General features: G+C 71.4%; 24 protein-coding genes and 1 tRNA gene. 8 read left to right on the top strand and 17 right to left on the bottom strand.

The window, feature by feature from the left end:
• Positions 1-32: 32 nt before the first annotated feature.
• The gene (locus IEX47_RS13015) at positions 33-1070 is read right to left on the bottom strand and encodes a sensor histidine kinase (RefSeq protein WP_229662855.1); all 1038 of its coding nucleotides are present in this window, start codon (positions 1068-1070) and stop codon (positions 33-35) included.
• 18 nt (positions 1071-1088) lie between these two features.
• Here IEX47_RS13015 and IEX47_RS13010 point away from each other — a divergent pair, with 18 nt between their 5' ends.
• Complete coding sequence (locus IEX47_RS13010; protein ID WP_188784423.1) at positions 1089-2663, top strand: hypothetical protein; 1575 nt, start codon at positions 1089-1091, stop codon at positions 2661-2663.
• Between the two features lie 3 nt (positions 2664-2666).
• The gene (locus IEX47_RS13005) at positions 2667-3215 is read left to right on the top strand and encodes a hypothetical protein (protein WP_188784422.1); all 549 of its coding nucleotides are present in this window, start codon (positions 2667-2669) and stop codon (positions 3213-3215) included.
• Positions 3216-3279: 64 nt separating this feature from the next.
• Here the strand turns inward: IEX47_RS13005 and IEX47_RS13000 are convergent, their stop codons facing one another.
• From IEX47_RS13000 to IEX47_RS12975, 6 genes are all read right to left on the bottom strand, one after another.
• Positions 3280-4743 carry an MFS transporter gene (locus tag IEX47_RS13000; protein WP_188784421.1) on the bottom strand — a complete coding sequence of 488 codons (1464 nt, stop codon included), beginning with the start codon at positions 4741-4743 and terminating at the stop codon, positions 3280-3282.
• Positions 4744-4822: 79 nt separating this feature from the next.
• Positions 4823-5608: a TrmH family RNA methyltransferase gene (locus IEX47_RS12995; protein ID WP_188784420.1), complete on the bottom strand. Its 786-nt coding sequence runs from the start codon at positions 5606-5608 to the stop codon at positions 4823-4825.
• Between the two features lie 34 nt (positions 5609-5642).
• Positions 5643-6026, bottom strand: coding sequence for a 50S ribosomal protein L20 (rplT, locus tag IEX47_RS12990; protein ID WP_107699751.1), 384 nt, complete (start codon positions 6024-6026; stop codon positions 5643-5645).
• 69 nt (positions 6027-6095) lie between these two features.
• Entirely contained in the window at positions 6096-6290 is a 195-nt protein-coding gene (gene rpmI / locus IEX47_RS12985) for a 50S ribosomal protein L35 (protein ID WP_107699752.1), read from the bottom strand.
• Positions 6291-6336: 46 nt separating this feature from the next.
• On the bottom strand, positions 6337-7110 hold the full coding sequence (gene infC / locus IEX47_RS12980; protein ID WP_373289223.1) for a translation initiation factor IF-3: 774 nt from the start codon (positions 7108-7110) through the stop codon (positions 6337-6339).
• Positions 7111-7340: 230 nt separating this feature from the next.
• The gene (locus IEX47_RS12975; protein WP_188784419.1) at positions 7341-7862 is read right to left on the bottom strand and encodes an SseB family protein; all 522 of its coding nucleotides are present in this window, start codon (positions 7860-7862) and stop codon (positions 7341-7343) included.
• Positions 7863-7950: 88 nt separating this feature from the next.
• Between IEX47_RS12975 and IEX47_RS12970 the strand changes: the two genes are divergently transcribed.
• A complete protein-coding gene (locus IEX47_RS12970) occupies positions 7951-8538 on the top strand; it encodes a uridine kinase family protein (protein WP_229662854.1) in 588 nt (195 codons plus the stop codon).
• A gap of 4 nt (positions 8539-8542) precedes the next feature.
• Positions 8543-9442 (top strand): aldose 1-epimerase family protein, encoded by a 900-nt coding sequence (locus IEX47_RS12965; protein ID WP_188784418.1) that lies wholly within the window; start codon positions 8543-8545, stop codon positions 9440-9442.
• A 35-nt stretch (positions 9443-9477) separates the two neighbouring features.
• Here IEX47_RS12965 and IEX47_RS12960 read toward each other — a convergent pair whose 3' ends face one another.
• From IEX47_RS12960 to IEX47_RS12940, 5 genes are all read right to left on the bottom strand, one after another.
• Positions 9478-9897 carry a PH domain-containing protein gene (locus tag IEX47_RS12960; protein WP_229662853.1) on the bottom strand — a complete coding sequence of 140 codons (420 nt, stop codon included), beginning with the start codon at positions 9895-9897 and terminating at the stop codon, positions 9478-9480.
• A gap of 35 nt (positions 9898-9932) precedes the next feature.
• A complete protein-coding gene (gene hisG, locus IEX47_RS12955) occupies positions 9933-10778 on the bottom strand; it encodes an ATP phosphoribosyltransferase (RefSeq protein WP_188784416.1) in 846 nt (281 codons plus the stop codon).
• A gap of 11 nt (positions 10779-10789) precedes the next feature.
• Positions 10790-11053, bottom strand: coding sequence for a phosphoribosyl-ATP diphosphatase (locus tag IEX47_RS12950; protein WP_188784415.1), 264 nt, complete (start codon positions 11051-11053; stop codon positions 10790-10792).
• A gap of 95 nt (positions 11054-11148) precedes the next feature.
• Positions 11149-12849 carry a DEAD/DEAH box helicase gene (locus IEX47_RS12945; protein WP_229662852.1) on the bottom strand — a complete coding sequence of 567 codons (1701 nt, stop codon included), beginning with the start codon at positions 12847-12849 and terminating at the stop codon, positions 11149-11151.
• Between the two features lie 103 nt (positions 12850-12952).
• Positions 12953-13037, bottom strand: a tRNA-Leu gene (locus IEX47_RS12940).
• 118 nt (positions 13038-13155) lie between these two features.
• Here IEX47_RS12940 and IEX47_RS12935 point away from each other — a divergent pair.
• Positions 13156-13896 carry a LysR substrate-binding domain-containing protein gene (locus tag IEX47_RS12935; protein ID WP_188784414.1) on the top strand — a complete coding sequence of 247 codons (741 nt, stop codon included), beginning with the start codon at positions 13156-13158 and terminating at the stop codon, positions 13894-13896.
• Between the two features lie 3 nt (positions 13897-13899).
• On the opposite strand, the gene IEX47_RS12930 is transcribed toward IEX47_RS12935, so the two are convergent.
• Positions 13900-14493, bottom strand: coding sequence for a nucleosidase (locus IEX47_RS12930; RefSeq protein ID WP_229662851.1), 594 nt, complete (start codon positions 14491-14493; stop codon positions 13900-13902).
• Positions 14494-14567: 74 nt separating this feature from the next.
• Here IEX47_RS12930 and IEX47_RS12925 point away from each other — a divergent pair, with 74 nt between their 5' ends.
• Together IEX47_RS12925 and galK are read left to right on the top strand one after the other, a co-directional pair.
• Positions 14568-15188 carry a hypothetical protein gene (locus tag IEX47_RS12925; RefSeq protein ID WP_188784413.1) on the top strand — a complete coding sequence of 207 codons (621 nt, stop codon included), beginning with the start codon at positions 14568-14570 and terminating at the stop codon, positions 15186-15188.
• An 87-nt stretch (positions 15189-15275) separates the two neighbouring features.
• Positions 15276-16385 carry a galactokinase gene (gene galK, locus IEX47_RS12920; RefSeq protein ID WP_188784412.1) on the top strand — a complete coding sequence of 370 codons (1110 nt, stop codon included), beginning with the start codon at positions 15276-15278 and terminating at the stop codon, positions 16383-16385.
• A gap of 78 nt (positions 16386-16463) precedes the next feature.
• Here galK and IEX47_RS12915 read toward each other — a convergent pair whose 3' ends face one another.
• A complete protein-coding gene (locus IEX47_RS12915; protein WP_188784411.1) occupies positions 16464-17672 on the bottom strand; it encodes an acyl-CoA dehydrogenase family protein in 1209 nt (402 codons plus the stop codon).
• A 29-nt stretch (positions 17673-17701) separates the two neighbouring features.
• Positions 17702-19069 carry an acyl-CoA dehydrogenase family protein gene (locus tag IEX47_RS12910; RefSeq protein WP_188784410.1) on the bottom strand — a complete coding sequence of 456 codons (1368 nt, stop codon included), beginning with the start codon at positions 19067-19069 and terminating at the stop codon, positions 17702-17704.
• Positions 19070-19147: 78 nt separating this feature from the next.
• Between IEX47_RS12910 and def the strand changes: the two genes are divergently transcribed.
• The gene (gene def, locus IEX47_RS12905) at positions 19148-19747 is read left to right on the top strand and encodes a peptide deformylase (protein ID WP_188784409.1); all 600 of its coding nucleotides are present in this window, start codon (positions 19148-19150) and stop codon (positions 19745-19747) included.
• 12 nt (positions 19748-19759) lie between these two features.
• On the opposite strand, the gene IEX47_RS12900 is transcribed toward def, so the two are convergent.
• Both IEX47_RS12900 and IEX47_RS12895 read right to left on the bottom strand, forming a co-directional pair.
• Positions 19760-20596, bottom strand: a complete 837-nt coding sequence (locus tag IEX47_RS12900; RefSeq protein ID WP_188784408.1) for an oxidoreductase — start codon at positions 20594-20596, stop codon at positions 19760-19762.
• A gap of 63 nt (positions 20597-20659) precedes the next feature.
• Positions 20660-21466, bottom strand: coding sequence for a TrmH family RNA methyltransferase (locus IEX47_RS12895; protein WP_188784407.1), 807 nt, complete (start codon positions 21464-21466; stop codon positions 20660-20662).
• Position 21467 lies beyond the last annotated feature (1 nt).

The raw sequence follows: 21467 nt of genomic DNA, 5'->3' as shown, positions 1-21467 counted from the left end.
CACCGCGGGCCAGTCTAGGGAACGCCGGGGGCTCACTCCGCCGCGGGCCAGACCACGGAGACGCGCGCCCCGCCCGTGGCCGCATCGCCGATCTCAACCTGCCCGCCGTGGGCACGGACCAGCCCGTTGACGAGGTACATCCCGAGCCCGGACCCACCGCTCGCGCCGTGCTTCCAGAACTTCGTGAAGACGCGCCGCCGGATCTCCTCCGGAATGCCCGCCCCCTCGTCCTCGACGGTGATCGCGACCGCAGGGCGGTCGTCAGCACCGGTCGCCGCGCGGGCCGTGACGAGCACCGTGCCATCACCGTGCCGGACGGCGTTCTCGACGAGGTTGGTGAGCACCTGGACGAACTTGTCGGGGTCGGCCTGCACCAGCGGCAGTCCACGCTCGAGGTCGAGCACCAGGTTGCGGGCCGTGCTCTGCGAGACCGAGTCGACCACGCGCGCCGCCAGCGTCGAGACGTCGGAGGGCCGCGCGTACAGCTGGAGCCGCCCGGTGTCGATGCGCGCCACGTCGAGCAGCTCGGCGATCAGCCGGCTGAGCCGGTCGGAGTCGCTGTGCACCGTGGTGAGCATCAGCTTCTTCTGGTCGTCGTTGAGGTGGTCCCACCGGCTCAGCAGGGCCTGCACGAACCCCTTCACGCCCGTCAGCGGGCTGCGGAGCTCGTGCGCGACCGTGGCGACGAGGTCGGACCGCTCGCGGTCCAGCCGCGCCCGTCCGCGGCCGGAACGGAGCGTGATCGCCACGGTGTCGATCTCCCCTGCCACCCGGTGGATCCGCGCCGCCACGAGCACCTCGGTGCCGTCGGGCAGCAGCCAGGACTGCTCGGGGACGCCGGTGCGGCTGCGGAGTCCGGCGTACGGCGTGTTGCTGCCGACCCACGTGCAGCCTTCGGTGTCCTGCAGGCGGAGCACCTCGGCGAGCTCGCAGCCCACGGAGGCGGCGGCATCGACGCCGAGCATGCACGCCGCCACGGCGTTGACCAGGAGCACCTGGCCCGTGCCGTCGGCGATCACGACGCCATCGGGCAGGACGTCGAGGGCGTCGGCAGCCGAAACGGGGGTCACGGGTGCAATCTAGACCGCATGCGGATGCTCAGCCGGACCCTCGCCGTCGCCGGCCTGCTCGTGACCCCGCTGGTCGCGTGCGACGACGGCGGGCCGGCGTACGACCAGGACCTGGCGCACTACGCGTTCGAGAAGGCGCACGTCGCCCACCTCCCCGGCGGCGAACGGCTCGCCGTCGGCAGCCTGACCGGCCACGACCTGACCGTGCAGTGGGGAGACGGTGATGGCTGGTCCACCCCGCAGAAGGTGGCCGACGAGCCGCTGTGGACCCACGACCTCCGCCTGCGCGAGCGCGAGGGGACCGCGGCTATCAGCGCGGACTTCTGGGAGCAGGAGAAGCTCGACGACGACTACTCCCCCCGCCGCAGCGTCATCGTCGTCTGTCGCGACCACACGTGCTCGGCCGCGCAGCACCCCGAGGGCCTCTCCTCCGCCCACGTCGCCGACGACGGCTCGCTGGTCGACTTCGGCATGAGCGACCACAGCGTCGCCTTCTGGGAGGACGGCCGCTTCCGCACGCACAGCATCACCGGGCTGCCGGCCGAGATGGCGATCCAGACGCTGCCGGACGGCTCCTGGCTCGCCACCGGTGCCCGGCGCGCCGGCGACCTCTGCCACTACGACCTGTACGCCGCGCCACGCGCCACCGTCGCCTTCTCCCGGGTCGCCACAGGCCCGGGCTTCCCCGACGCGAGGTGTCGCGCCTACGCACCGGAGCTGGAGCCCGGCGACCCCGACCGCGTCGGTGTGTACGTCGACTCCTCGGTCGACCGCCTCGTCTTCGTCCGTCACGACGGTGCGTGGCGGGCAGACGTCCCGGAGGTGCGGCCGATCGCCTACCGGGACACCCAGGGCCGCTCGACGATCGCACCGATGGACATCGACGTCGGCGGCGGAAGGGCGCTGCTCGGCTCCCCCGACCTCCGCCACGTCGTCGTCCAGCTGCGGCCCGCGGGCTCGGAGACGTGGTCGTCGCCGCGCACGGTGGCCACCGCCCCCGCAGGGCACCTCTGCCGGTGGGCGCGGAGCAGCTCGACCACGACCGGATCTGCGATGGCCGTCGTCTACTGCTATCCCGAGGACCTGGCCTGGCGCCCGAGCGTCGAGCAGTACGCACCGGTGGCCCTCGTCCTCGCCAGCGACGACGGCCGGCAGTGGACCCGCGCGTCGCTCGCGCACCCCGCCCACGAGGGCGGATCCGGTGGCGAGGACTACCTGCTCGCCGCGGGTGCGCGGAAGTCCCTCCTGTGGTTGAAGGGCACGGGCCACCTGAAGACGATCCACCTCCGGAGCGACCCTCTCTGGGACTCGCTGGTCGTCGTCGACCACGGCACCCGTCTGCTGCGACTGATCGGCAACGGCGACCGCTCCGCGATGTGCCGACCCTCGTGGACCGTCACCGACATCGACGCGCGCGTCTGGCCCGCCGCGACCCCGGTCCCGCCGCGGATCCAGCGCTACCTCGACCGGGGCACCTGCGAGTTCGACGGCTGGCCCAGCCAGCACGGCCGGATCGAGGCCGGCGCCTACGGCGGGATCTTCCAGTGGGAGTTCGCACTGGTCCCCCGCGGTGACGGCTACGTGGTGCACTGAGCCATGACCCGACGCCTCACCGTCGGGGCGGCCGGCGTCGCGCTGGCCGCCTCCACCCTCGCCGCCTGCTCCTCCGACCGGGACGAGCGGCTCGTCGCCGCACTCCGCGACGCGTCGGCTCCCGCCCTCTTCGCTCCGTCGTACGCCGGCCACGGGCCGCGCTCCTTCGTCGTCAACGCCGACCACAGCGTGACGCTCGCCTACGGCACGGGCTTCGCGCCGACGCTCACCCTGCGCAAGGCGCCACCTGGCGACCTGTGCGCGGGCAGGGCGCCGGAGTGGGACCGCTGCCAGGCGGTGGACGGCGACGGGGTGCGGCTCGGCTTCGAGGAGATGGGCGCCGTCGTCGTGCGCCGCGCCGGCACCGAGCTCTTCTGGAGCAACATCTCCTTCGAGATGCCCGACGAGGACTTCACCTCCGACGACGCACGGCAGGACGCGATCGACGCCAGGGTGTCCACCTTCGTCCGGGCCTCGCGGCGGGCCACCCAGCTGAGTCCCGGCGAGCTGGTCGACCGCGTGCCGAAGGGCACCGTCACGGCGGCCAGCTGACCCGGCGGCAACGACAACGGCCGCGCCCACCCGGAAGGGTGGGCGCGGCCATGTGCGGTGCCGGTCAGGCCGGCTCGGGCTCGGGCGCGATCTCGACGCCGGGCATCTTCGGCACCGGGTCGACGTACTCCATGAAGACGAGGACGAGGACGCCGCCGATGGCGAGCGACACCGCGCCCACCCAGTAGGCGATGACCGCGCCACCGGCGAGGTCGGGCACGCCCAGGGCGGAGACGTTCTTCGCGGCGTGCTTCACCGCGATGCTGGCGAGCGTGGCGAGGCCGAGCGCGCCGCCGATCTGCTGGATCGCCTGCTGGACGCCCGAGGCCAGCGAGGAGTCCTCGGCGGTCACCTGGTGGAGCGAGGCGTTGCCGATGGCCGGGAAGCTGAGCCCGGAGCCGAAGGCAAGCAGGACCATGCCCGGGAGGATGTGGGCGACGTAGGAGTCGCCAGTGCCGATGAGGGTGGCCAGGCCCATGCCGACGGCGTCGATCGCGAAGCCGGCGGCGAGGAGGGCCTTGACCCCGACCTTCGGCATCAGACCCGTGCCGATGCCGATGCCCGCGCCGATGCAGAGGCCGAAGGGCAGGTAGGACAGGCCGCACTTGATCGAGCTCCACCCCAGGATCTGCTGCTCGACGAGCGTGAGCAGGAAGAAGTAGGAGAAGAAGGCAGTCGAGAAGAAGAGCGTGACGATGTTGGTCACCACGCGCGTGCGGTTGCGGAAGAACGACAGCGGGATGAGCGGATCGCTCGAGCTGGCCTCGATCAGGACCATGAGCCCGATCAGCACCGCGCCGAGGAGCAGCGCCGCGAGGACGCCCGCCTCCGTCCAGTCGTGGTCGGCCGCGCGCAGCAGGCCGTAGACCAGCGACAGCAGGCCCGCGGTGCCGGTGATGGCGCCGAGGAAGTCGGGGCGGTGGGGGTTGGGCGACCTGCTCTCGGAGACCAGCCGCGGGACGAGGACGAGCGCAGCGACCGCGACCGGGATGTTGATGAAGAAGATCCAGCGCCAGTCGACGTGGGTGATGAAGCCGGAGATGACCGTGCCCGACGTGCCGCCGAGGCCGGCCAGGCCGCCGAAGATGCCGAGCGCCTTGATCCGCTCGCGCGGATCGGTGAAGAGCACCGCGATGATGCCGAGCGAGGCGGGCGCCGCGAGCGCCTCGCCCATGCCCTGCACGAAGCGGCTCACGTCCATCATCAGGCCGGTCTGGGCGAAGCCGCACGTCGCCGACGCGACGCCGAAGAGCGCGACGCCGACGAGGAAGGTCACGCGGCGGCCGAGCAGGTCGGCCAGCCTTCCACCGAGGAGCAGCAGGCCGCCGGCCGCGAGGACGTAGGCCTCCACCACCCACGCCAGGCTGGACTCCGACATGGAGAGGTCGATCTTGATCTGGGGCAGGGCGACGTTCACCACGGTGACGTCGAGGATGAGCATGAACTGGATCAGGCCGAGGACACCAAGGGCCTGCCAGCGGCGCGGATCGGCTGTGCCGTGCGCCGGAGTGAGGGACTCGCTGGTCATGGGGATCAGCGTGGCAGAGAGCACCGACAGCCGGGACCGACTCGGACCGAAACAGGGGCCCACCCGAGGATGGCGATGATCAGCGGTGGGCGCGCGCCGACGCGTAGAGGCAGACCGCGGTCGCGGTCGCGAGGTTGAGGCTCTCGGCCTTGCCGTAGATCGGGATGCTCACGACCTCGTCGGCGGCGTCGCGGAGGGCGTCGGGCAGTCCCCACGCCTCGTTGCCCATCAGCCAGGCCGTCGGCTTCGCCAGCAGGTCGTCGGCCGCGAAGAGGTCGCGTCCGTCCATGTCCGCAGCCAGTACGCCGAGCCCCGCGGCCTGCGCGGCCCGCACCGCCGCCAGCGGGTCGCGCTCGAGCGCGATCGGGAGGTGGAAGACCGATCCGACCGAGGCCCGGATCGTCTTCGGGTTGTAGAGGTCGACGGCGTCACCGGCGAGGATGACGGCGTCCGCACCAGCCGCGTCCGCGCAGCGGATCACGGTGCCGGCGTTGCCGGGGTCGCGCACGTCGGCGGCGATGACCACCAGGCGAGCGCCCGCGAGCACGTCGGCGAGGGGGCGATCGAGGAAGCGGCCCACAGCCACCAGCCCGGCTGGCGTCACCGAGTCGGAGAGCGACGCGAGTGCGCGGTCGTCGACGAGGGTGACGGCCGCGTCGCCCAGCAACCCGGCGTACTGCTCGGCGGCGGCGGGCGTCGCGAAGACCTCGACGACGCAAGCCGGGATCGACAGGGCGCCCTCGACGGCCTTCGGGCCATCGGCGAGGAAGAGCCGCTGCTCGGCCCGAAATGAGCGACGGGCGAGCTTCCGCGCCTCCTTGACCCGGCTGTTTCCAGCGGTCAGGGGAGTCGGGAAGCTCGCCACGTCAGATGCTCAGTCGTCGACAGGCGACAGTGGCTCAGGCAGAGGCCGGAGCGTTGACGTCGGCCGGAAGGGCAGCCTTCGCCTGGGCGACCAGCGCCGAGAACGTGGCGGCGTCGTTGACGGCCAGGTCAGCGAGGATCTTGCGGTCGACCTCGACGCCAGCCAGGTTGAGGCCCTGGATGAAGCGGTTGTAGGTCATGCCCTCGGCGCGCGCCGCGGCGTTGATGCGCTGGATCCACAGCTTGCGGAAGTCGCCCTTCTTCTTGCGACGGTCGTTGTAGCTGTAGACCAGCGAGTGGGTGACCTGCTCCTTGGCCTTGCGGTACAGGCGCGAACGCTGACCGCGGTAGCCGGAGGCCCGCTCGAGGGTTACGCGGCGCTTCTTCGCCGCGTTCACTGCGCGCTTGACGCGTGCCATGTCGTACTCCTTGGTGCTAGCCCCGCGCCTTCTTCAGGCGCAGGGAAAAGATCGGGGAAAAAGGGAAGGTCAGAGACCGAGAAGCTTCTTGGCGCGGGCGTTGTCGGCCTTCGCCAGCTCCACGGTGCCGGTCATGCGGCGGGTGACCTTGGAGGCCTTCTTCTCGAGGTTGTGGCGCTTGCCGGCCTTCTCCCGAAGGATCTTGCCGGAGCCGGTCACCTTGAAGCGCTTGCTGGCACCGGAGTGCGTCTTGTTCTTCGGCATCTCTTTGCTCTCTATCTCTACTGGTCGCGTGACGAGCGGGATCTCGTCAGAGGTCGATGTCGGGGTCGAGCGCCTCGTTGGCGCGCTTGGCCTTGCGGACCTTGGGCTCGGTCGGCTTCGTGGCGTCGCGCGAGGCCTGCTCGGCGGCCTGGTCGGCGGCGCGGGCGGCCATGCGCTCAGCCTTCTCCGCCTCCACGTCGACGATCGCGTCGGCCTTCTTCTTGTTCGGTCCGAGGACCATGATCATGTTGCGGCCGTCCTGCTTCGGGTTGGACTCCACGAAGCCGAGCTCCGCGACGTCCTCGGCCAGCTTCTGCAGCAGGCGGTAGCCGAGCTCCGGACGGTGCTGCTCGCGACCGCGGAACATGATCGTGATCTTGACCTTGTCGCCGGCCTTGAGGAAGCGGACGACGTGGCCCTTCTTCGTCTCGTAGTCGTGACCGTCGATCTTGGGACGAAGCTTCATCTCCTTGATGATCACGTTCGTCTGGTTACGGCGAGCGTCACGCGCCTTCTGGGCGTTCTCGTACTTGAACTTGCCGTAGTCCATCAGCTTGCAGACGGGGGGCTTGCCCATCGGCGCGATCTCGACGAGGTCGAGGTCAGCTTCCTGAGCGAGCTTCAGAGCCTCGTGCGTGGGCACGATGCCAACCGTCTCGCCATTGGGTCCAACGAGGCGGACCTCGGGAACCCGGATCCGGTCGTTGATGCGCAGCTCGGTGCTGATGTGTCCTCCTGGTGACTTGTCTGCTGGGCCGACCCGGAGGAAGAAAAAAGGCCTCCGCTCGCAAGCGAAGGCCAGTCGACGGGTGCCCCGCACGGATGCAGCACACCTCTCGCAGAAAATGACGTACGTCGTACGCCGCTTCCGCGGGACCGGACCCGACGACCTGTGGCGGTCGATGCGGGTGGGAAGCCTGAGCCTCCGCTTGGTGGACCTGTGTCGTTGTGCGAGCACGCGGGCGCAGATCGGTCGAGCACAAGACTAACGGATGATCCCGCTCACTCCGAATCGTGCCGCGCGACGGCGTCGGCTGGCGTGGCCGGTGCTCATTCGGCCGGCGCCGCCCAGGCCCACTCGCCCTCGACCTGGACCAGCTCCCAGCCGGCGGCGACACCCTTGAGGTCTGCCCCGGTCAGCGTGAACGGCACCGGTCCGGCGATGTCGACGAGCAACGCGACCGCCTCCTCCTGCAGCGCCGAGTTGGCCGCGACGGGAGCCGGCGCGGGCACCGGGCGGGCCTCGGCGTTCCATGCCGCGAGGCTCGCGGTCGAGGTGAAGGCGAGCAGCCCCTTCTCCCCCGCGGCGTTCTGGATCAGCACGGTCGCCATGTCACTCGACTTGTCGTGCGCCAGCCCGTTCTCGTCGTACTCGACCTCGCCGAGCAGCGCGACGACCGGGACCAGCAGGCGGCTCGGCTGCAGCGCACGGACCACCTCGACATAGGCACCCGGCTCCGCCGCTGCGTACGACGTGAGCGCGGCCGCGAGATCCGGCGCCTGGGAGCCGTCGTCGTCGGGGAAGTTGGCCTCGATGAGCTTCGCGCCGTCGAAGCGCCCGGTGTTGACCATGCGCCCAGCCTAGATGTCGCGGAGAAGGAGGCGCGGGTCGATCGCCGGCGTCCGCCACGGTTCGGGCAGACCTCTACTCTCGGAAGGCATGAGCGACGCGACCGCACGAGACATCATCGACCTCGCCCTGTCGCGCCCTCCCACGCTCGGCAGCGGGCGGCTCATCGCCGTCGACGGCCCGAGCGGCAGCGGCAAGTCCACGCTGGCGCGGCGGCTCCTCGCGGCCGCTCCCCCGGCGCTCAGCGCGCGGATCCTCCCCTTGGACACCCTGTACGCCGGCTGGTCCGGCCTGCCCGGCATCGGCGGCACGCTCGACGCACTGCTCCGGCCTCTCGCGCAGGGCCGGCCGGGCGAGGTCACGACCTGGGACTGGGAGGCCGACGCCCCCGGTGACGAGATCCGCGTGACCCCGGTCGACCTGCTCGTCGTCGAAGGCGTGGGCGCCGGGCACCGGCGCATCGCCGACCTGCTCACGACGCTGGTCTGGCTCTCCGGCGAGACGGGCGGGGCAGCCGGCCGCCTGGACCGCGCGCTCCGGCGCGACGAGCTGCTCCACGACGTCGCGGCGGCCGACCCGTCGGCGTACCGCGCGCGGCTGGAGGCGTGGCAGCGCGCGGAGGCGGCGCACTTCGCCGTGGACGCCCCCGCGGAAAGGGCCGACTTTTCCCTAGGCTGACTCCATGGTCAGCCCGTCGGGAGAGCAGTTCGAGATCAGCGCCGGTGGCTACCGCGCCGTCATCACGGAGAGCGGGGCCGCGCTGCGCGTGCTCACGTTCGAGGGCGAGGACCTCATCGACGGGTTCGCCGACGACGAGATGGCGAGCCTGGGGCGCGGCCAGCTGCTGATGCCGTGGCCGAACCGCCTCGAGGACGGGCAGTACTCCTTCGGCGGCGCCGACTACCAGCTCGCGCTCACCGAGCCGAAGCGCAACAACGCCTCGCACGGCCTGGCCCGCTGGGCCGCGTGGTCGGTGCTCGAGCACACCGACACCAGCGTCGCGCTGACCTACCGGCTGATGGCCCAGAGCGGCTACCCCTGGCTGCTCGACCTCCACGTCCAGTACGACGTCAGCGCCGACGGGCTCACCGTCACGCAGAGCGCGACCAACCTGAGCGAGGCCCCCGCGCCGTACGCCTCGGGTGCGCACCCCTACCTCACCGTGGGCGCGCCGCTGGAGGACTGCGAGCTGCTCCTTCCCGCCGGCACCCGCGCGCTCGCCGACCCCGAGCGGCTCCTGCCGGCCGGCAGCGAGGACGTCGAGGCCACCGATTACGACTTCCGCGTGTGGCGCCCGGTCAAGGAGACCGTGTTCAACGACGCCTTCACCGACCTGCGGCGGGGCCGCGACGGCCGCGCCGAGGTGGTCCTGCGGGCCGACCGCGCCGTCCTGCTCTGGGTCGACGAGCAGCACCGCTGGCTCCAGCTCTACAGCGCCGACGACGTCGCCGGCCACGCCCGTCGTTCGCTCGCGGTCGAGCCGATGACCGCCAACGCCAACGCCTTCCGCACCGGCGAGGACCTGGTCACCATCGAGCCCGAGGACACCTTCTCGGCCGTCTGGGGAATCCGCGCGGTCTGACCTGCCGGCAGCGCGCGCCGCTCAGCGAAGCTGAGTCAGCCGACGAGTGCCTTCAGCGCGACGTAGGCACGCTTCGCGCGCAGGCCGTCGGAGCCCTGGATCGCCATGACGGCGCAGGTGGTGCCGTCATCGAGGTCGAGCGAGAGCCACGGGGCGCCGGCCGGCATGCGGACGGCGACGATCTGTGCCCACTCGAAGCGGCGGGACCGGTAGCCGTTGACGACGGTCAGGCCGTCGCTCGTGGCCGTGGCGCGGCACCGCATGAGCCCCCACTCGACGGCGAGGAAGCCGCCGAAGAGGGCGATCGTGGTGATCCGCTGCCACAGCGTGAACTGCTCCCGCACCGAGGCCGGGAACGAGATCCAGGCGGCGACCAGGACGATGACCAGGGCGAGGCCGAAGATGCCCCCCGCAGCCCGGACGCCGAACGGGCGCCAGGTCCTCGGCAGGCTCACGCCCTCCGCGCCGCTGGTGGGGCCCGTCGCGGACATCAGAGCCGGCAGGCGTGGATGTCGGTGGTCAGGATGGCCCGGGCGCCGATGCCGTAGAGGTCGTCCATCAGCTTCTGAGCACCCTTGCGCGGGACCATCGCGCGGACGGCGACCCAGCCCTCGCGGTGGAGCGGCGAGACGGTCGGCGACTCCAGGCCCGGGGTCAGCGCGGTGGCGACCTCGACCTGGTCGGCACGGATGTCGTAGTCCATCATCACGTAGCTGCGCGCGACGAGGACGCCCTCGAGGCGGCGCAGGAAGACGTCGTAGTCCTCGCCGAGCTCGGCGCCCTCGCGGGTGATGAGCACGGCCTCGGACTCCAGGATCACCTCGCCGAACGTCGCCAGGCCGGCGGCCTTCAGCGTCGAGCCGGTCTCCACGACGTCGGCGATGACGTCGGCGACACCGAGCTGGATCGAGGTCTCGACCGCGCCGTCGAGGTGCACGACGGTCGCGTCGATGCCCTTGGCGGAGAGGAACGCCTCCACCACTCCGACGTACGACGTGGCGATGCGCTTGCCCTCGAGCTCGGCGAGCTCGGAGTACTTGCCGGCGGGACCGGCGAAGTGGAACTTCGAGCGGCCGAAGCCGAGGCTGCGGACCTCGTCGGCCTTGGCACCGGAGTCCTGCAGCAGGTCACGGCCGGTGATGCCGACGTCCAGCGTGCCGTCGGCGACGTACAGCGCGATGTCGCGCGGGCGCAGGTAGAAGAACTCGACGCCGTTCTCGGCGTCGATGAGCGCGAGCTCCTTGGTGTGCGAGCGCTGCCGGTAGCCGGACTCCTGGAGGACGGCGGAAGCAGACTCGGACAGCGACCCCTTGTTGGGGACGGCGATGCGCAGCATGAGAGGACCTCTCAGAGGTGGGAGTAGACGTCGTCGAGCGTCAGGCCGGAGGCGAGCATCAGGACCTGCGCGTGGTACAGCAGCTGGCTGATCTCGAGCGCGGTCGCTTCCTTGCCCTCGAAGCGGGCGGCCATCCAGGACTCGGCGGCCTCCTCGATCAGCTTCTTGCCGATCGCATGGACGCCGGCGTCGAGCTGCTTGACGGTGCCGGACCCCTCAGGACGGGTCTGGGCCTTCTCACTGAGCTCGGCCCAGAGCTCCTCGAACGTCTTCACGGGGCACAAGCCTACGGCGTACGCCGGGGTGCGGGCGCACCAGTCCGGCGCCCGGTCGAGTGGCCGGTCGAGTGGCCGGTCCGGCGACGCGTCCGCTACTCGGTGAGGGAGGCCGCCGGCAGCCAGTCGGCACCGAGCAGCGCGGCCACGTCGGCGAGCCCGGCGGTGTCGCCACCGACCGTGTCGGACGCCGCCGCGATGCGCTCGACCATGGCCCGCCCGACCTGCTCCTCGACGGTGTCCTCAGCCCACGCGATGTGCCACGGCGAGACCTGGTGGTCACGGTGGGTGCGCCCGGTGACCTGGCGCCCGGCGATGCCGGAGAAGCGGGCCTGGTGGAAGAGGCCGACGCGCGGCTCGGTCGACGCCTGCGTTCCGTCGGGGAGCGACTCCCCCGCGTGCAGGCTGATCGAGGCGACGGTTGTGAAGACGACGACCTTCGCCCTGCCCGTCTGGAAGCGGAGTCGCTCGGCCTCGGTGTCGAAGCGGTCACGCCCGTAGATGCAGGCGACCTCGAGCCCGGCATCGCGCAGCCTCTCGACGATCGGGTCGGCGGCGGTCTCGACGAACTCCACCGAGCAGGCCACCTGCCGCTCCTTCTCGACCTGCTGCGCGATCCACTGCACGGTGGAGTCGACGCGGATCAGGCCCGCCTTCTGCCGGAACCGCAACAGCGCGGCCCGGCCCTTCGCGGAGTTGCGGCCACGGCGGGCGAGGTCCATCTCGCGGCAGAACTCGCCCCAGCCGGCCTCGTAGGCCTCGCGCTCGGCCGGCGTCAGCTCGACGGGCAGCCCGGAGATCGGCACCGGCCCCCACGGTGCGGCGCGGTGGAGCATCGCGGCGGGCTCGGCGTCGGCGAGCCAGCCGCGCACGAGCTCGAGGTCACTGCGCCGGCGCTCGGGGTCGGTCGTCCAGGACGCCCCGTAGCGCCCGGGCTCGACACCCACGCCATGGCGTTCCAGCGCGTCGGCGAACGCCTCCGCCGGCGCGGTCGCCTTGTGCCAGGCGCTCATCGGCTCGTCGTGGACCTGGGCGTAGCCCGGCGCCAGATACGGCAGCTCGAGCGGGGTGTGGCCCGGCGTCGCGGTGGTCGCGATGACGAACGGCGCGGTGGCGTGGGGCTTCGCGAGCCCCGACACCTTCACCCACTGCTTCCACCGCTTCGTCGTCGTACGCCGCAGGGCGTGGGCCTCGTCGGCGACGACGACGTCCCAGGCGTAGGGGGCGACCTTCTCCAGCCGGTCCCAGGTGGTGACCACCCAGGTGAGGCCGGCGTCACCGAGCGCGTCGATCGTGCGGCACCAGTGGCCGATCGTGATCGCAGCCGGGCGGTCCGCGACGACGAGCACCTGCGAGCCACCCCGCAGCTCGGCTGCCGCGATCGCGCCCAGCACGGCCGTGACGGTCTTGCCGACGCCCGGCTCGTCGGCGAGGAGGAAGAGGCGCCCGCCGGCAGCCGCGCGCTTGGCGATCGCGTCGGCGCCTTCGTACTGCAGCTGGCGCGGGTCGAAGAGGTCGGTCGGCTCCGGCGTCGGCAGGGGGTCGCCCTCGTTGTGCAGGTCCTCGAGGAAGCGGCCGAGCGTGTGCGCCCGCGGGTGGTACGCCGCGAGGTGCGCCGGCAGCGAGCGGCCGACGTACACGTGCATCTTGACGGCGGAGTGCCAGCTGGCGCCCTCGACCGTGGTGCCGTAGGGGACGTCGAGGATCCAGAGCCGCTCCCCCGGGCCGACGAACGGAAGCGGGCGGGGCGTCGACTTCGCGCGCGACGAGGTGCTGCTGCGACGTCTCCGGGCCATTGCTGAATCCTCTCCCGGTGCGGGCCACGGAGCGCGCGACGACACGGCGGAGAAATGACCGAAGGCCCGAGACTTTGCAGTCTCGGGCCTTCGAGATTTCGCGTGCGCGAGGGGGGACTTGAACCCCCACCCACTATACGTGGACTAGCACCTCAAGCTAGCGCGTCTGCCTATTCCGCCACCCGCGCGAGATCGAGAGAAACTTAGCAGGAACATCGGGAGCAATGCACATCGGCCCCATGCGTTCCGGCTCACAGGACAGTCGACCCGGGCATGCCTCCCACGTCACAGCACTAGCCTGACCGCATGCAGGAGCCCTTTCGCGTCGCGTTCGTCGCCGGCGTCTCCCCGGACAAGTGGTCGAAGCGGTGGCGCGAGCGCTATCCGGAGGCTCCCCTCGACCTGACGATCACCGACGTGGCCGACCAGCTGGCCGTCCTCCGCGACGGACGAGCCTCGATGTCCTTCGTGCGCCTGCCGGTGGAGCGCGACGGCCTCCACGTCATCCCCCTCTACGAGGAGCTGTCGGTCGTGGTCGTCTCCGTGGAGGACGACCTGAGCCTCCACGAGGAGCTCACGGTCGCCGACCTGGCCGGCCACCAGCTGGTGACCGATCCCGCCGACCTGCCCGCGTGGGCGGAGGTCGCGACGGTCGAGCGGCTCCCCTACCCCGCGATGTCGGCGAGGGACGCCGTCGAGGTCGTCGCGTCGAGCGAGGGCGGCGTCGCCGTCCTCCCGATGTCGGTCGCGCGACTGCACCACCGCAAGGACGTCGTGGCCCGGCCCCTGGCCGACGGCCCGCTTCACCCGGTCGGCATCGCCTGGCGCGCGGACGACGAGGACCCGCGCCTCGAGACCTTCGTGGGCATCGTCCGGGGCCGCACCGCACAGAGCTCGCGCGAGACGCCGACGCCCGCCACCCCGAAGAAGAAGGTCGCGAAGAAGCCGCAGCAGCCCGCGAAGAAGACCGTGGCCAAGCGTGGCGCCCAGCCTGCCCGGAAGCAGGCCGCCCGCAAGGCGGCGCCGAAGCGCGGCAAGCGGCGCTAGCCCTCAGTCGAGCACGGCCTCCAGCCAGGCACCCAGCTCGCGGGCGGACCGGGCAACCATCGAGGGCCAGTCGAACGAGCCCTCGTCGGCGTTGTCGGAGACGTGCTTCGCCATCCGCAGCGGTACGCCGAAGCGCGCGGCCACGTAGGCCACGGCGTACCCCTCCATGTCGACGAGGTGCGCCTGCTCGGCGAGACGGGCACGGATGAGCGGGTCGGTGACGAAGACGTCGCCGGTCGCGAGCACGGTCGATCGCGCCGCGTCGAGGACCAGGCGCTCCTGCGGGTCGTAGCCCAGCGCACGGATCGCCTCGGCATTGATGTCGTGGTTGAGCACCACGCCGGGCTCGTGGAGCCCCACGACGTCGTCGCGCAGCGCGCCTGCCGTGCCGATGTTGACGATGACGAGGCGCGTCAGGTCACGCCCGGCGAGCGCCTGGGCGGTCGCAGTCGCCGCCGCCGTCTTGCCCAGGCCGGTCACGATGACCTCGAGGCCCGCCGGCACGTACGCCGCCTCGGCGCGCGTTGCCGACACGATGAGGGGCGTCAGACCCCGCGGCAGGATCTGGGTAGTGTCGATATCCGAGACGTGAGTCACGGCTTGAACCTAGCTGTGACAGCGTCACTCCTGCATGTCCCCTCTCGGGGTTCCACCAATCGGAAGGACTCACCATGCGCATCCAGCGTCTCGCCGCTGCTGCCGCCGCCACCGCCCTCGCCGCCTCCCTCGTGGGCTGCTCCGACGCGAAGGACGCCGCCGACAAGGCGAAGTCCGCGGCCTCCAGCGCCGCCTCGTCGGTCGGCACCCAGGCCAAGGAGAAGGCCTCCGACGCCGCCTCCAAGGCTGCCGACAAGGTCAAGGACCACGTCAAGGAGAAGGCCAGGGAGAAGGGCCGGGCGCTCTTCGAGGACGCGACGGCCAAGCTCAGCCCGGAGGCCCAGAAGAAGGTGGCGAGCCTCGCGACCGTCGGCCTCGGCGCCAAGGGTCAGCTCGCCGATGACGACGACTCCGTGACGGTCGCCGAGTTCTTCGGTGCACGCCAGGCGATGACCGCCGACACCGGCATGGACCGCACCGCCCTCGAGGCTGTCTCCGACGGCGCCGCGCTGCGCAACGCGACCGTCTACGTCAGCCGGTACATGAACAAGAAGATCCCGTTCTCGGTCGACGTCATCTCCTCCGAGAACGGCACCGTCGAGGCCTGCGTCGGCGCCAAGGCCGACCGCCCCCGCACGCTGACCGTCAAGGACGGCAAGGTCGTCAGCAACGTCGCGGGCGACCACACCTGCTGACCCTGCTCGTCCCCGCCGAGCGGCTCGCCACCTACTCGTGGCGGGCCGCTCCGCATTTCTGACGGGTGCATCTGCCAAGGTGCTCCCATGCACCTGATCGACCCCGGCTCGGCGGGCGAGCACGTCCAGCGTGCCGCCACGCTGCTCCAGTCCGCGCTGGGCACCGTCCCGGTGGCCGCCGGGCGCGCCTCCGGCCGGGTCAACCTGATCGGCGAGCACACCGACTACAACGGCGGCCTCTGCCTCCCGCTGGCGCTCCGCCACGCGACGTATGCCGTCGTGGCGCGGCGTCGCGACCACCTCGTCCGCGCGGTGAGCACGCTCGCACCCGGTGCGTTCGCCGGCGACCCGGCGAAGGCGAGCGGGTGGGCGGCGTACTCCGCGGGCGTGGTGTGGGCACTGCGCGAGGAGGGCGTCGACGTGCCCGGCGTGGACATCGCGGTCGCCTCCTCCGTGCCCGTCGGCGCGGGGCTCTCGTCCTCCGCCGCGCTCTCCTGTGCCGTCGCGATGGCCCTCGCGGCGCTCGTCGGTCCGATCGACCCCGAGGTGCTGCTGCGCGCGACGATCCGTGCCGAGCACGAGCGCGCCGGTGCGCCGACCGGCGGCATGGACCAGACCGTTGCGCTCCTGGCCACCCCGGGCGAGGCGCTGCTGCTCGACTTCGCCGACGGCAGCCGCACCCCGGTCGGCTGGGCGCCGCCCGACCTCGCGCTCCTCGTCATCGACACCTGCGCGCCACACGAGCTCTCCGACGGTCAGTACGCCACCCGGCGGGCGGACTGCGAGACGGCGGCCAAGGCACTCGGCGTGGGCACCCTCCGCGACGTCGACGAGGCCGACCTGGTGACCGCGCACGGTCCCTGGCTCCCGCTCGCGCGCCACGTCGTCACCGAGAACCGTCGCGTCGAGGAGTTCGCCCAGGCGATCGCCACCGGCGAGTGGGCCGAGGCCGGCGCACTGATGACGTCCAGCCACGAGTCGCTGCGCGATGACTTCGCGGTCTCCTGCGAGCAGCTCGACACCGCCGTCGACACCGCGCTCGCCCACGGCGCCCTCGGCGCCCGGATGACCGGGGGCGGCTTCGGCGGCTCCGCGATCGCCCTGCTCCCCCACGACCGCGTCGAGGAGACCGCCGAGGCCGTGCTCGCGGCGTACGAACGGCGGCACTGGCGCAAGCCGCGCTTCCTGCTCGCCTGACCGCGGAGCCCAGCCCCGCAACGCGACGACGGCCCGTCCCCCTCGGGGACGGGCCGTCGCGCGTGCGTCAGGCAGGACTCACTTGAGCTCGGAGCTCGACAGGCCCAGGACCCGGCGCGCCACGATCAGCTGCTGGATCTGCTGGGTGCCCTCGAAGATGTCGAGGATCTTGGAGTCGCGCGCCCACTTCTCGAGGAGCTCGGCCTCGGAGTAGCCGATGCCCGCGCAGAGCTCGACGCACGAGAGCGTGACGTCGGAGCCGACGCGACCCGCCTTCGCCTTGGACATCGAGGCCTCGAGCGAGTTGGGCTTCTTGTTGTCCGCCATCCAGGCCGCCTGGAGGGTCAGCAGGTGCGCCGCCTCCCAGTCCGCCTCGAGCTGGAGGAACTTCGCGGCGGCGGCGTGCTGCAGGGTGGCCGCCTTGTCGTAGTCGATCTCGACGCCGGCCTGCGCGAGCAGGTCGCGGGTCAGGTCGAGCGACGCCCGCGCGCAGCCGACCGCCATCGCGGCGACCAGCGGACGCGTGTTGTCGAAGGTCGCCATCGCACCGGCGAAGCCCTCCTGGACGTTGATCTCCGGGTTGCCCAGGAGGTTCTCCGCCGGGACACGGACGTCGGTGAAGGTGATGACGGCGGTGTCGGAGGCGCGGATGCCGAGCTTGTGCTCGAGCCGCTCCACCTTCACGCCCGGCATGTCCTTGGTGACGACGAACGACTTGATCGCGGCCTTGCCGAGCGACTTGTCGAGCGTCGCCCAGACGACGATCGAGTCGGAGCGCTCACCCGAGGTGACGAAGATCTTCTCGCCGTTGAGGACGTAGGCGTCGCCGTCCTTCTTCGCGGTCGTGGTGATCGCGGACGAGTCCGAGCCGAACGACGGCTCGGTGATCGCCATCGACGCCCAGGTGCCCTTGAACTTCTCCAGCTGAGCGTCCGTCGCGACGGAGGCGATGGCGGAGTTGCCCAGGCCCTGGCGCGGCATGGCGAGGGTCAGGCCCGTGTCGCCCCAGCACATCTCCAGGACGGAGAGGGCGGAGGCCATGTTGGAGCCGTTCTTGTTGGACGTGTCGTCGTCCGCGCTGCGGCGTACGCCGGTGGCGCCGGCGCCCTCGGAGGCACCCGACTGGTCCAGGCCGTCGGCCATGGCCGCCAGCATGTCGAGCTCCTTGGGGTACTCGTGCTCGGCGAGGTCGTACTTGCGCGACACCGGGCGCAGCATGTTCATCGCGACCTGGTGGACCTGGTCGACGAGCGCGCGGTGCTTCTTGGGGGTCTCGAGATAGATCATGGCTGTTTCTCCTTCATCTGAGCCGGGGCTCAGACGAGGACGCCTCCTTCCAGGATGCCGATGGCCCGCAGGTCGCGGTACCACCGCTCGACCGGGTGCTCCTTGGTGAAGCCGTGGCCACCGAGCAGCTGGACGCCGTCGAGGCCGATCTGCATGCCCTTGTCGGCACAGATCTTGCGGGCGAGGGCGACCTCGCGGCTGGCGTCGACGCCGCGGGCGATGCGGCTCGCGGCCTTGTAGGTGACCAGGCGCATCGCCTGGAGCTCGATCGCGATGTTGGCGACCATGAACGCGACCGCCTGGCGGTGGGCGATCGGCTCGCCGAACGCCTCGCGCGTCTTGACGTACGGCACGACGTAGTCGAGCACGGCCTGGCCGGTGCCGAGGGCGAGCGCGCACCACGCCAGGCGCGAGTAGCGCACGGCCTCGGTGTACGTCGAGCCGTCGGTCGCACCGAGGATCGCGTCGGCGTCGACGGTGACGTCGCGCAGGTGGACCTTGGTCAGGCTGGCTGCCTTGAGGCCCATCGCGGGGTCGGCCTCGATGCGGATGCCGTCAGTGCTCGCCTCGACGAGGACGAGGACGTTCTTGCCCTCGAGCGACGCGCCGATGATGAAGAGCTCGGCCTCGGCACCACGCGGCACGAACGACTTCACGCCGTTGAGGACCAGCTTGTCGCCCTGGCGGACGGCCGTGGTGGAGGGCTGGAAGACGTCGAAGAGGACGGCCGGCTCGGTGAGCGCCAGCGCGGCGGCCGGGACGTTGGCCGCCTCGGTGAACTCCGGCAGGTAGGTCTTCTGCTGCTCGTCGGTGCCCCACAGCGACAGGGCGGTGGCGACGGCGCCGGGCGCGAGCGCGGCGACGGCGATGCCCATGTCGCCCTTGGAGAGCGCCTCGTGCACCAGCGTGCCGGCCACGGCGGAGCGCTCCTCGGCGATGCCACCGAGCTCGGCGGAGACGCCGAGGATCGGCAGGCCGATCTCGAGCGTCGCGGCGAGGACGTCCTGCGGCGTCGCGGCGGCCTCGTTGGCCTCCGCGGCAACCGGGCGGACCGCCTCGGCGGCGAACTCCGACACGACGTCGACGAGCATCTGCTCGTCCTCGGTCGGGGTCAGGTCGAAGAGGCCCTTCGCCTGCGCCTTGGGCACCGTGGTGCCCGGGGCGCCCTTCTTGCCCTTGCGGGAGAAGGTGCGGCTGGCCGCAGCAGCGACCTTGAAGCCGCCACGCGTGCTCTGGAAGATGATCTCCTCCGCCTGCTTGCGCATCTTCAGCTTGTCGAGGAGGGGGCTCTGACCGAGCTTGTTGAGGGCGAGGATCGCGATACCCATCGGGTCGCGCTTCTCCTTGCTGGACAGGCCGTACTTGCCGCCTGCCCGCGAGACAGTGTTCTGGGACATGCGAGCAACTGTAACTCTCAGTTACACACTGCGCTACAGAGACGCGCGCCACACTTCGGGACCACTAGGATTCGGGGCATGTCCGACGCCGCCACTCCCCCGCTCACGCCCCACGGACCACTGCCCACCGGCGGCACGGTCCGCCCGATCACGCGCTGGGGCGAGCCCGTCATGCATCGCGCGCTGCAGCGCGTCACGGCGTACGACGAGTCGCTGCGGGCGCTCGTGGCCGACATGGTCGCGACGATGTACGCCGCGGAGGGCGTCGGCCTCGCGGCGAACCAGATCGGCGAGGACCTCGCCGTCTTCGTCTTCGACTGCCCCGACGCCACCGGCCAGCACGTCGCCGGCGTGGTCTGCAACCCCGTGGTGACCGTCCCGACGGGCAAGGCGCGCAAGCTCGACAAGGGCGACGAGGGCTGCCTCTCCTACCCCGGCGCGTTCGTGCCGTGCAGCCGCCCGGACTACGCCGCGGTCGACGGCTTCGGCCTCGACGGCGAGCCGGTGCACTTCGAGGGCGACGGACTGCTGGCGCGATGCCTGCAGCACGAGACCGACCACCTCGAGGGCACGGTCTTCGGAGACCGGCTCGCCTTCGGCGCCCAGAAGAAGCTGCGCAAGCAGATGGAGCAGGCGATCGAGGAGTTCCCGCTCACCTGGCCGGCCAACGAGGCCTGATCGGCCTCCTGATCAGCCCTTGCGGCCGGTGCCGTAGACCTGGCCGAGCATGAGGTCGGTGACGCCCTTGGGCATCACGTCGAACGAGCCGCGGACCAGGTGCGCGCCCTTGCCGACCGGGTAGACGGCCTTCGGCCGCTTCGCGGTGGCCACCTTGGCAATCTTCCGGCCGACGACATCCGGCGTGCACGACATCGCGGGGCCGTCGGCGGTCTCGAGCACCTTGAAGGCCCGTCGGGCCCAAGGCCCGTAGGCGGTGCCGCCGGAGGTCTCGAGCAGGGAGTCACGCGAGATGGTGTTCCACTCGGTGACGACCCCCGCGGGCGCGACGCACGAGACGGAGACGCCGAAGGGCGCGACCTCGAGCCGCATCGAGAAGCTGAGCCCCTCCACTGCGAACTTCGTCGCGTGGTACCACGCACCGAACGGCTCGTAGAGGCGCGCGCCGATGCTGGAGATGTTGATGATCCGGCCAGACCTCTGGGCCCGCATGTGCGGCAGGACCAGCTGGGACAGCCGTGCGAGGCCGAAGACGTTGACCTCGAACTGTCGCTTCGCCTCCTCGATCGGGACGTCCTCGACCGCACCGTAGGAGCCGTAGCCGGCGTTGTTGACGAGCACATCGATCCGCCCCTGCTCGGCGATGATCCGGTCGACGCAGGCGACCATCGAGGCGTCGTCGGTGACGTCGAGCGCCACGACGTGCGCGCCCTTCTCCCCGAGACCCGCCATCCGCTCCGTACGCCGCGCCGCGGCGTACACGGTGAAGCCCTTGCCGAGGAGCTCGACCACGGCGGACTCGCCGATGCCGCTCGAACCGCCGGTGACCAGTGCGACCTTCTTCGTCATGCGACGCACCCTAGCGAGCGCGAACCGGGCGTGGCGTCCGCCCGTGGGAGGAAGTTCAGGACGTCAACGCGTGGCGTAGAAGGTCACCGCGGTGGCAGCGGCGACGTTGAGCGAGTCGACGCCGGGCTCCATCGGGATCAGGACCCGGTGGTCGACCTGGGCCTCTGTCTTCGGGTGCACGCCGGCGCCCTCGGTGCCGAAGACGAAGGCGAGGCGCTCGTGCTGCATCGCGGCGAGCTCGTCGAGCGTGATCGCGTCGTCGGCCAGCGTGAGTGCCACCGGCACGACGTCGTGCTCGCGGAGCACGCGCAGGATGTCCTCCATGCCGCGGACCCTCGTCCAGGGCATCGCGTAGACGTTGCCCATGCTCGTCTTGCTGGCGCGGCGGTAGAGCGGGTCCGCGGCGCGCTCGGTGAGCACGACCGCGTCGACGCCGAGCGCGGCCGCGTTGCGGAAGATCAGCCCCACGTTGCCGTGGTCGACGAGGTCCTCGAGGACGGCGATCCGCAGCCGCCCCGGGCGGCCGACCAGCGAGGCGAGGTCCGGCAGCGGCTTGCGCTCGAACGACGCCAGCGCGCCGCGGTGCAGGTGGAACCCCGTGACCTGCTCGATCTCCCGCTCGGGCAGCACGAAGCAGGGCGCGTCGGTCGCAACGAGCACGTCGGCCAGCCCGTCGACCCACTTCGGCTGGAGCAGGAACGCGCGCGGGGTGAAGCCGGCCTCGGCCGCACGGCGTACGACCTTGGCGCCCTCGGCCAGGAAGAGGCCGTGCTCCGCCTCGAGCGAGACGCGCAGGTCGACGTCACGCAGGTCGCGGAAGTCCGCGAGCCGCGGGTCCGCGAGGTCGGCGACCTCGACGATCTCAGCCATG

The sequence above is a fragment of the Nocardioides phosphati genome (assembly GCF_014646375.1).
GTDB classification, from domain to species: Bacteria; Actinomycetota; Actinomycetes; order Propionibacteriales; family Nocardioidaceae; genus Nocardioides; species Nocardioides phosphati.
Note: the sequence above shows the minus strand (reverse complement) of the source record. Positions and strands in the feature narration are given on the sequence as shown.

Coding starts and splice junctions, on each gene's coding strand:
- IEX47_RS13010 (WP_188784423.1), top strand. CDS start 1,089: ATGCGGATGCTCAGCCGGACCCTCGCCGTCGCCGGCCTGCTCGTGACC.
- IEX47_RS13005 (WP_188784422.1), top strand. CDS start 2,667: ATGACCCGACGCCTCACCGTCGGGGCGGCCGGCGTCGCGCTGGCCGCC.
- IEX47_RS13000 (WP_188784421.1), bottom strand. CDS start 4,743: ATGACCAGCGAGTCCCTCACTCCGGCGCACGGCACAGCCGATCCGCGC.
- rplT (WP_107699751.1), bottom strand. CDS start 6,026: ATGGCACGCGTCAAGCGCGCAGTGAACGCGGCGAAGAAGCGCCGCGTA.
- rpmI (WP_107699752.1), bottom strand. CDS start 6,290: ATGCCGAAGAACAAGACGCACTCCGGTGCCAGCAAGCGCTTCAAGGTG.
- IEX47_RS12975 (WP_188784419.1), bottom strand. CDS start 7,862: ATGGTCAACACCGGGCGCTTCGACGGCGCGAAGCTCATCGAGGCCAAC.
- IEX47_RS12970 (WP_229662854.1), top strand. CDS start 7,951: ATGAGCGACGCGACCGCACGAGACATCATCGACCTCGCCCTGTCGCGC.
- IEX47_RS12965 (WP_188784418.1), top strand. CDS start 8,543: ATGGTCAGCCCGTCGGGAGAGCAGTTCGAGATCAGCGCCGGTGGCTAC.
- hisG (WP_188784416.1), bottom strand. CDS start 10,778: ATGCTGCGCATCGCCGTCCCCAACAAGGGGTCGCTGTCCGAGTCTGCT.
- IEX47_RS12945 (WP_229662852.1), bottom strand. CDS start 12,849: ATGGCCCGGAGACGTCGCAGCAGCACCTCGTCGCGCGCGAAGTCGACG.
- IEX47_RS12935 (WP_188784414.1), top strand. CDS start 13,156: ATGCAGGAGCCCTTTCGCGTCGCGTTCGTCGCCGGCGTCTCCCCGGAC.
- IEX47_RS12925 (WP_188784413.1), top strand. CDS start 14,568: ATGCGCATCCAGCGTCTCGCCGCTGCTGCCGCCGCCACCGCCCTCGCC.
- galK (WP_188784412.1), top strand. CDS start 15,276: ATGCACCTGATCGACCCCGGCTCGGCGGGCGAGCACGTCCAGCGTGCC.
- IEX47_RS12915 (WP_188784411.1), bottom strand. CDS start 17,672: ATGATCTATCTCGAGACCCCCAAGAAGCACCGCGCGCTCGTCGACCAG.
- IEX47_RS12910 (WP_188784410.1), bottom strand. CDS start 19,069: ATGTCCCAGAACACTGTCTCGCGGGCAGGCGGCAAGTACGGCCTGTCC.
- def (WP_188784409.1), top strand. CDS start 19,148: ATGTCCGACGCCGCCACTCCCCCGCTCACGCCCCACGGACCACTGCCC.
- IEX47_RS12900 (WP_188784408.1), bottom strand. CDS start 20,596: ATGACGAAGAAGGTCGCACTGGTCACCGGCGGTTCGAGCGGCATCGGC.
- IEX47_RS12895 (WP_188784407.1), bottom strand. CDS start 21,466: ATGGCTGAGATCGTCGAGGTCGCCGACCTCGCGGACCCGCGGCTCGCG.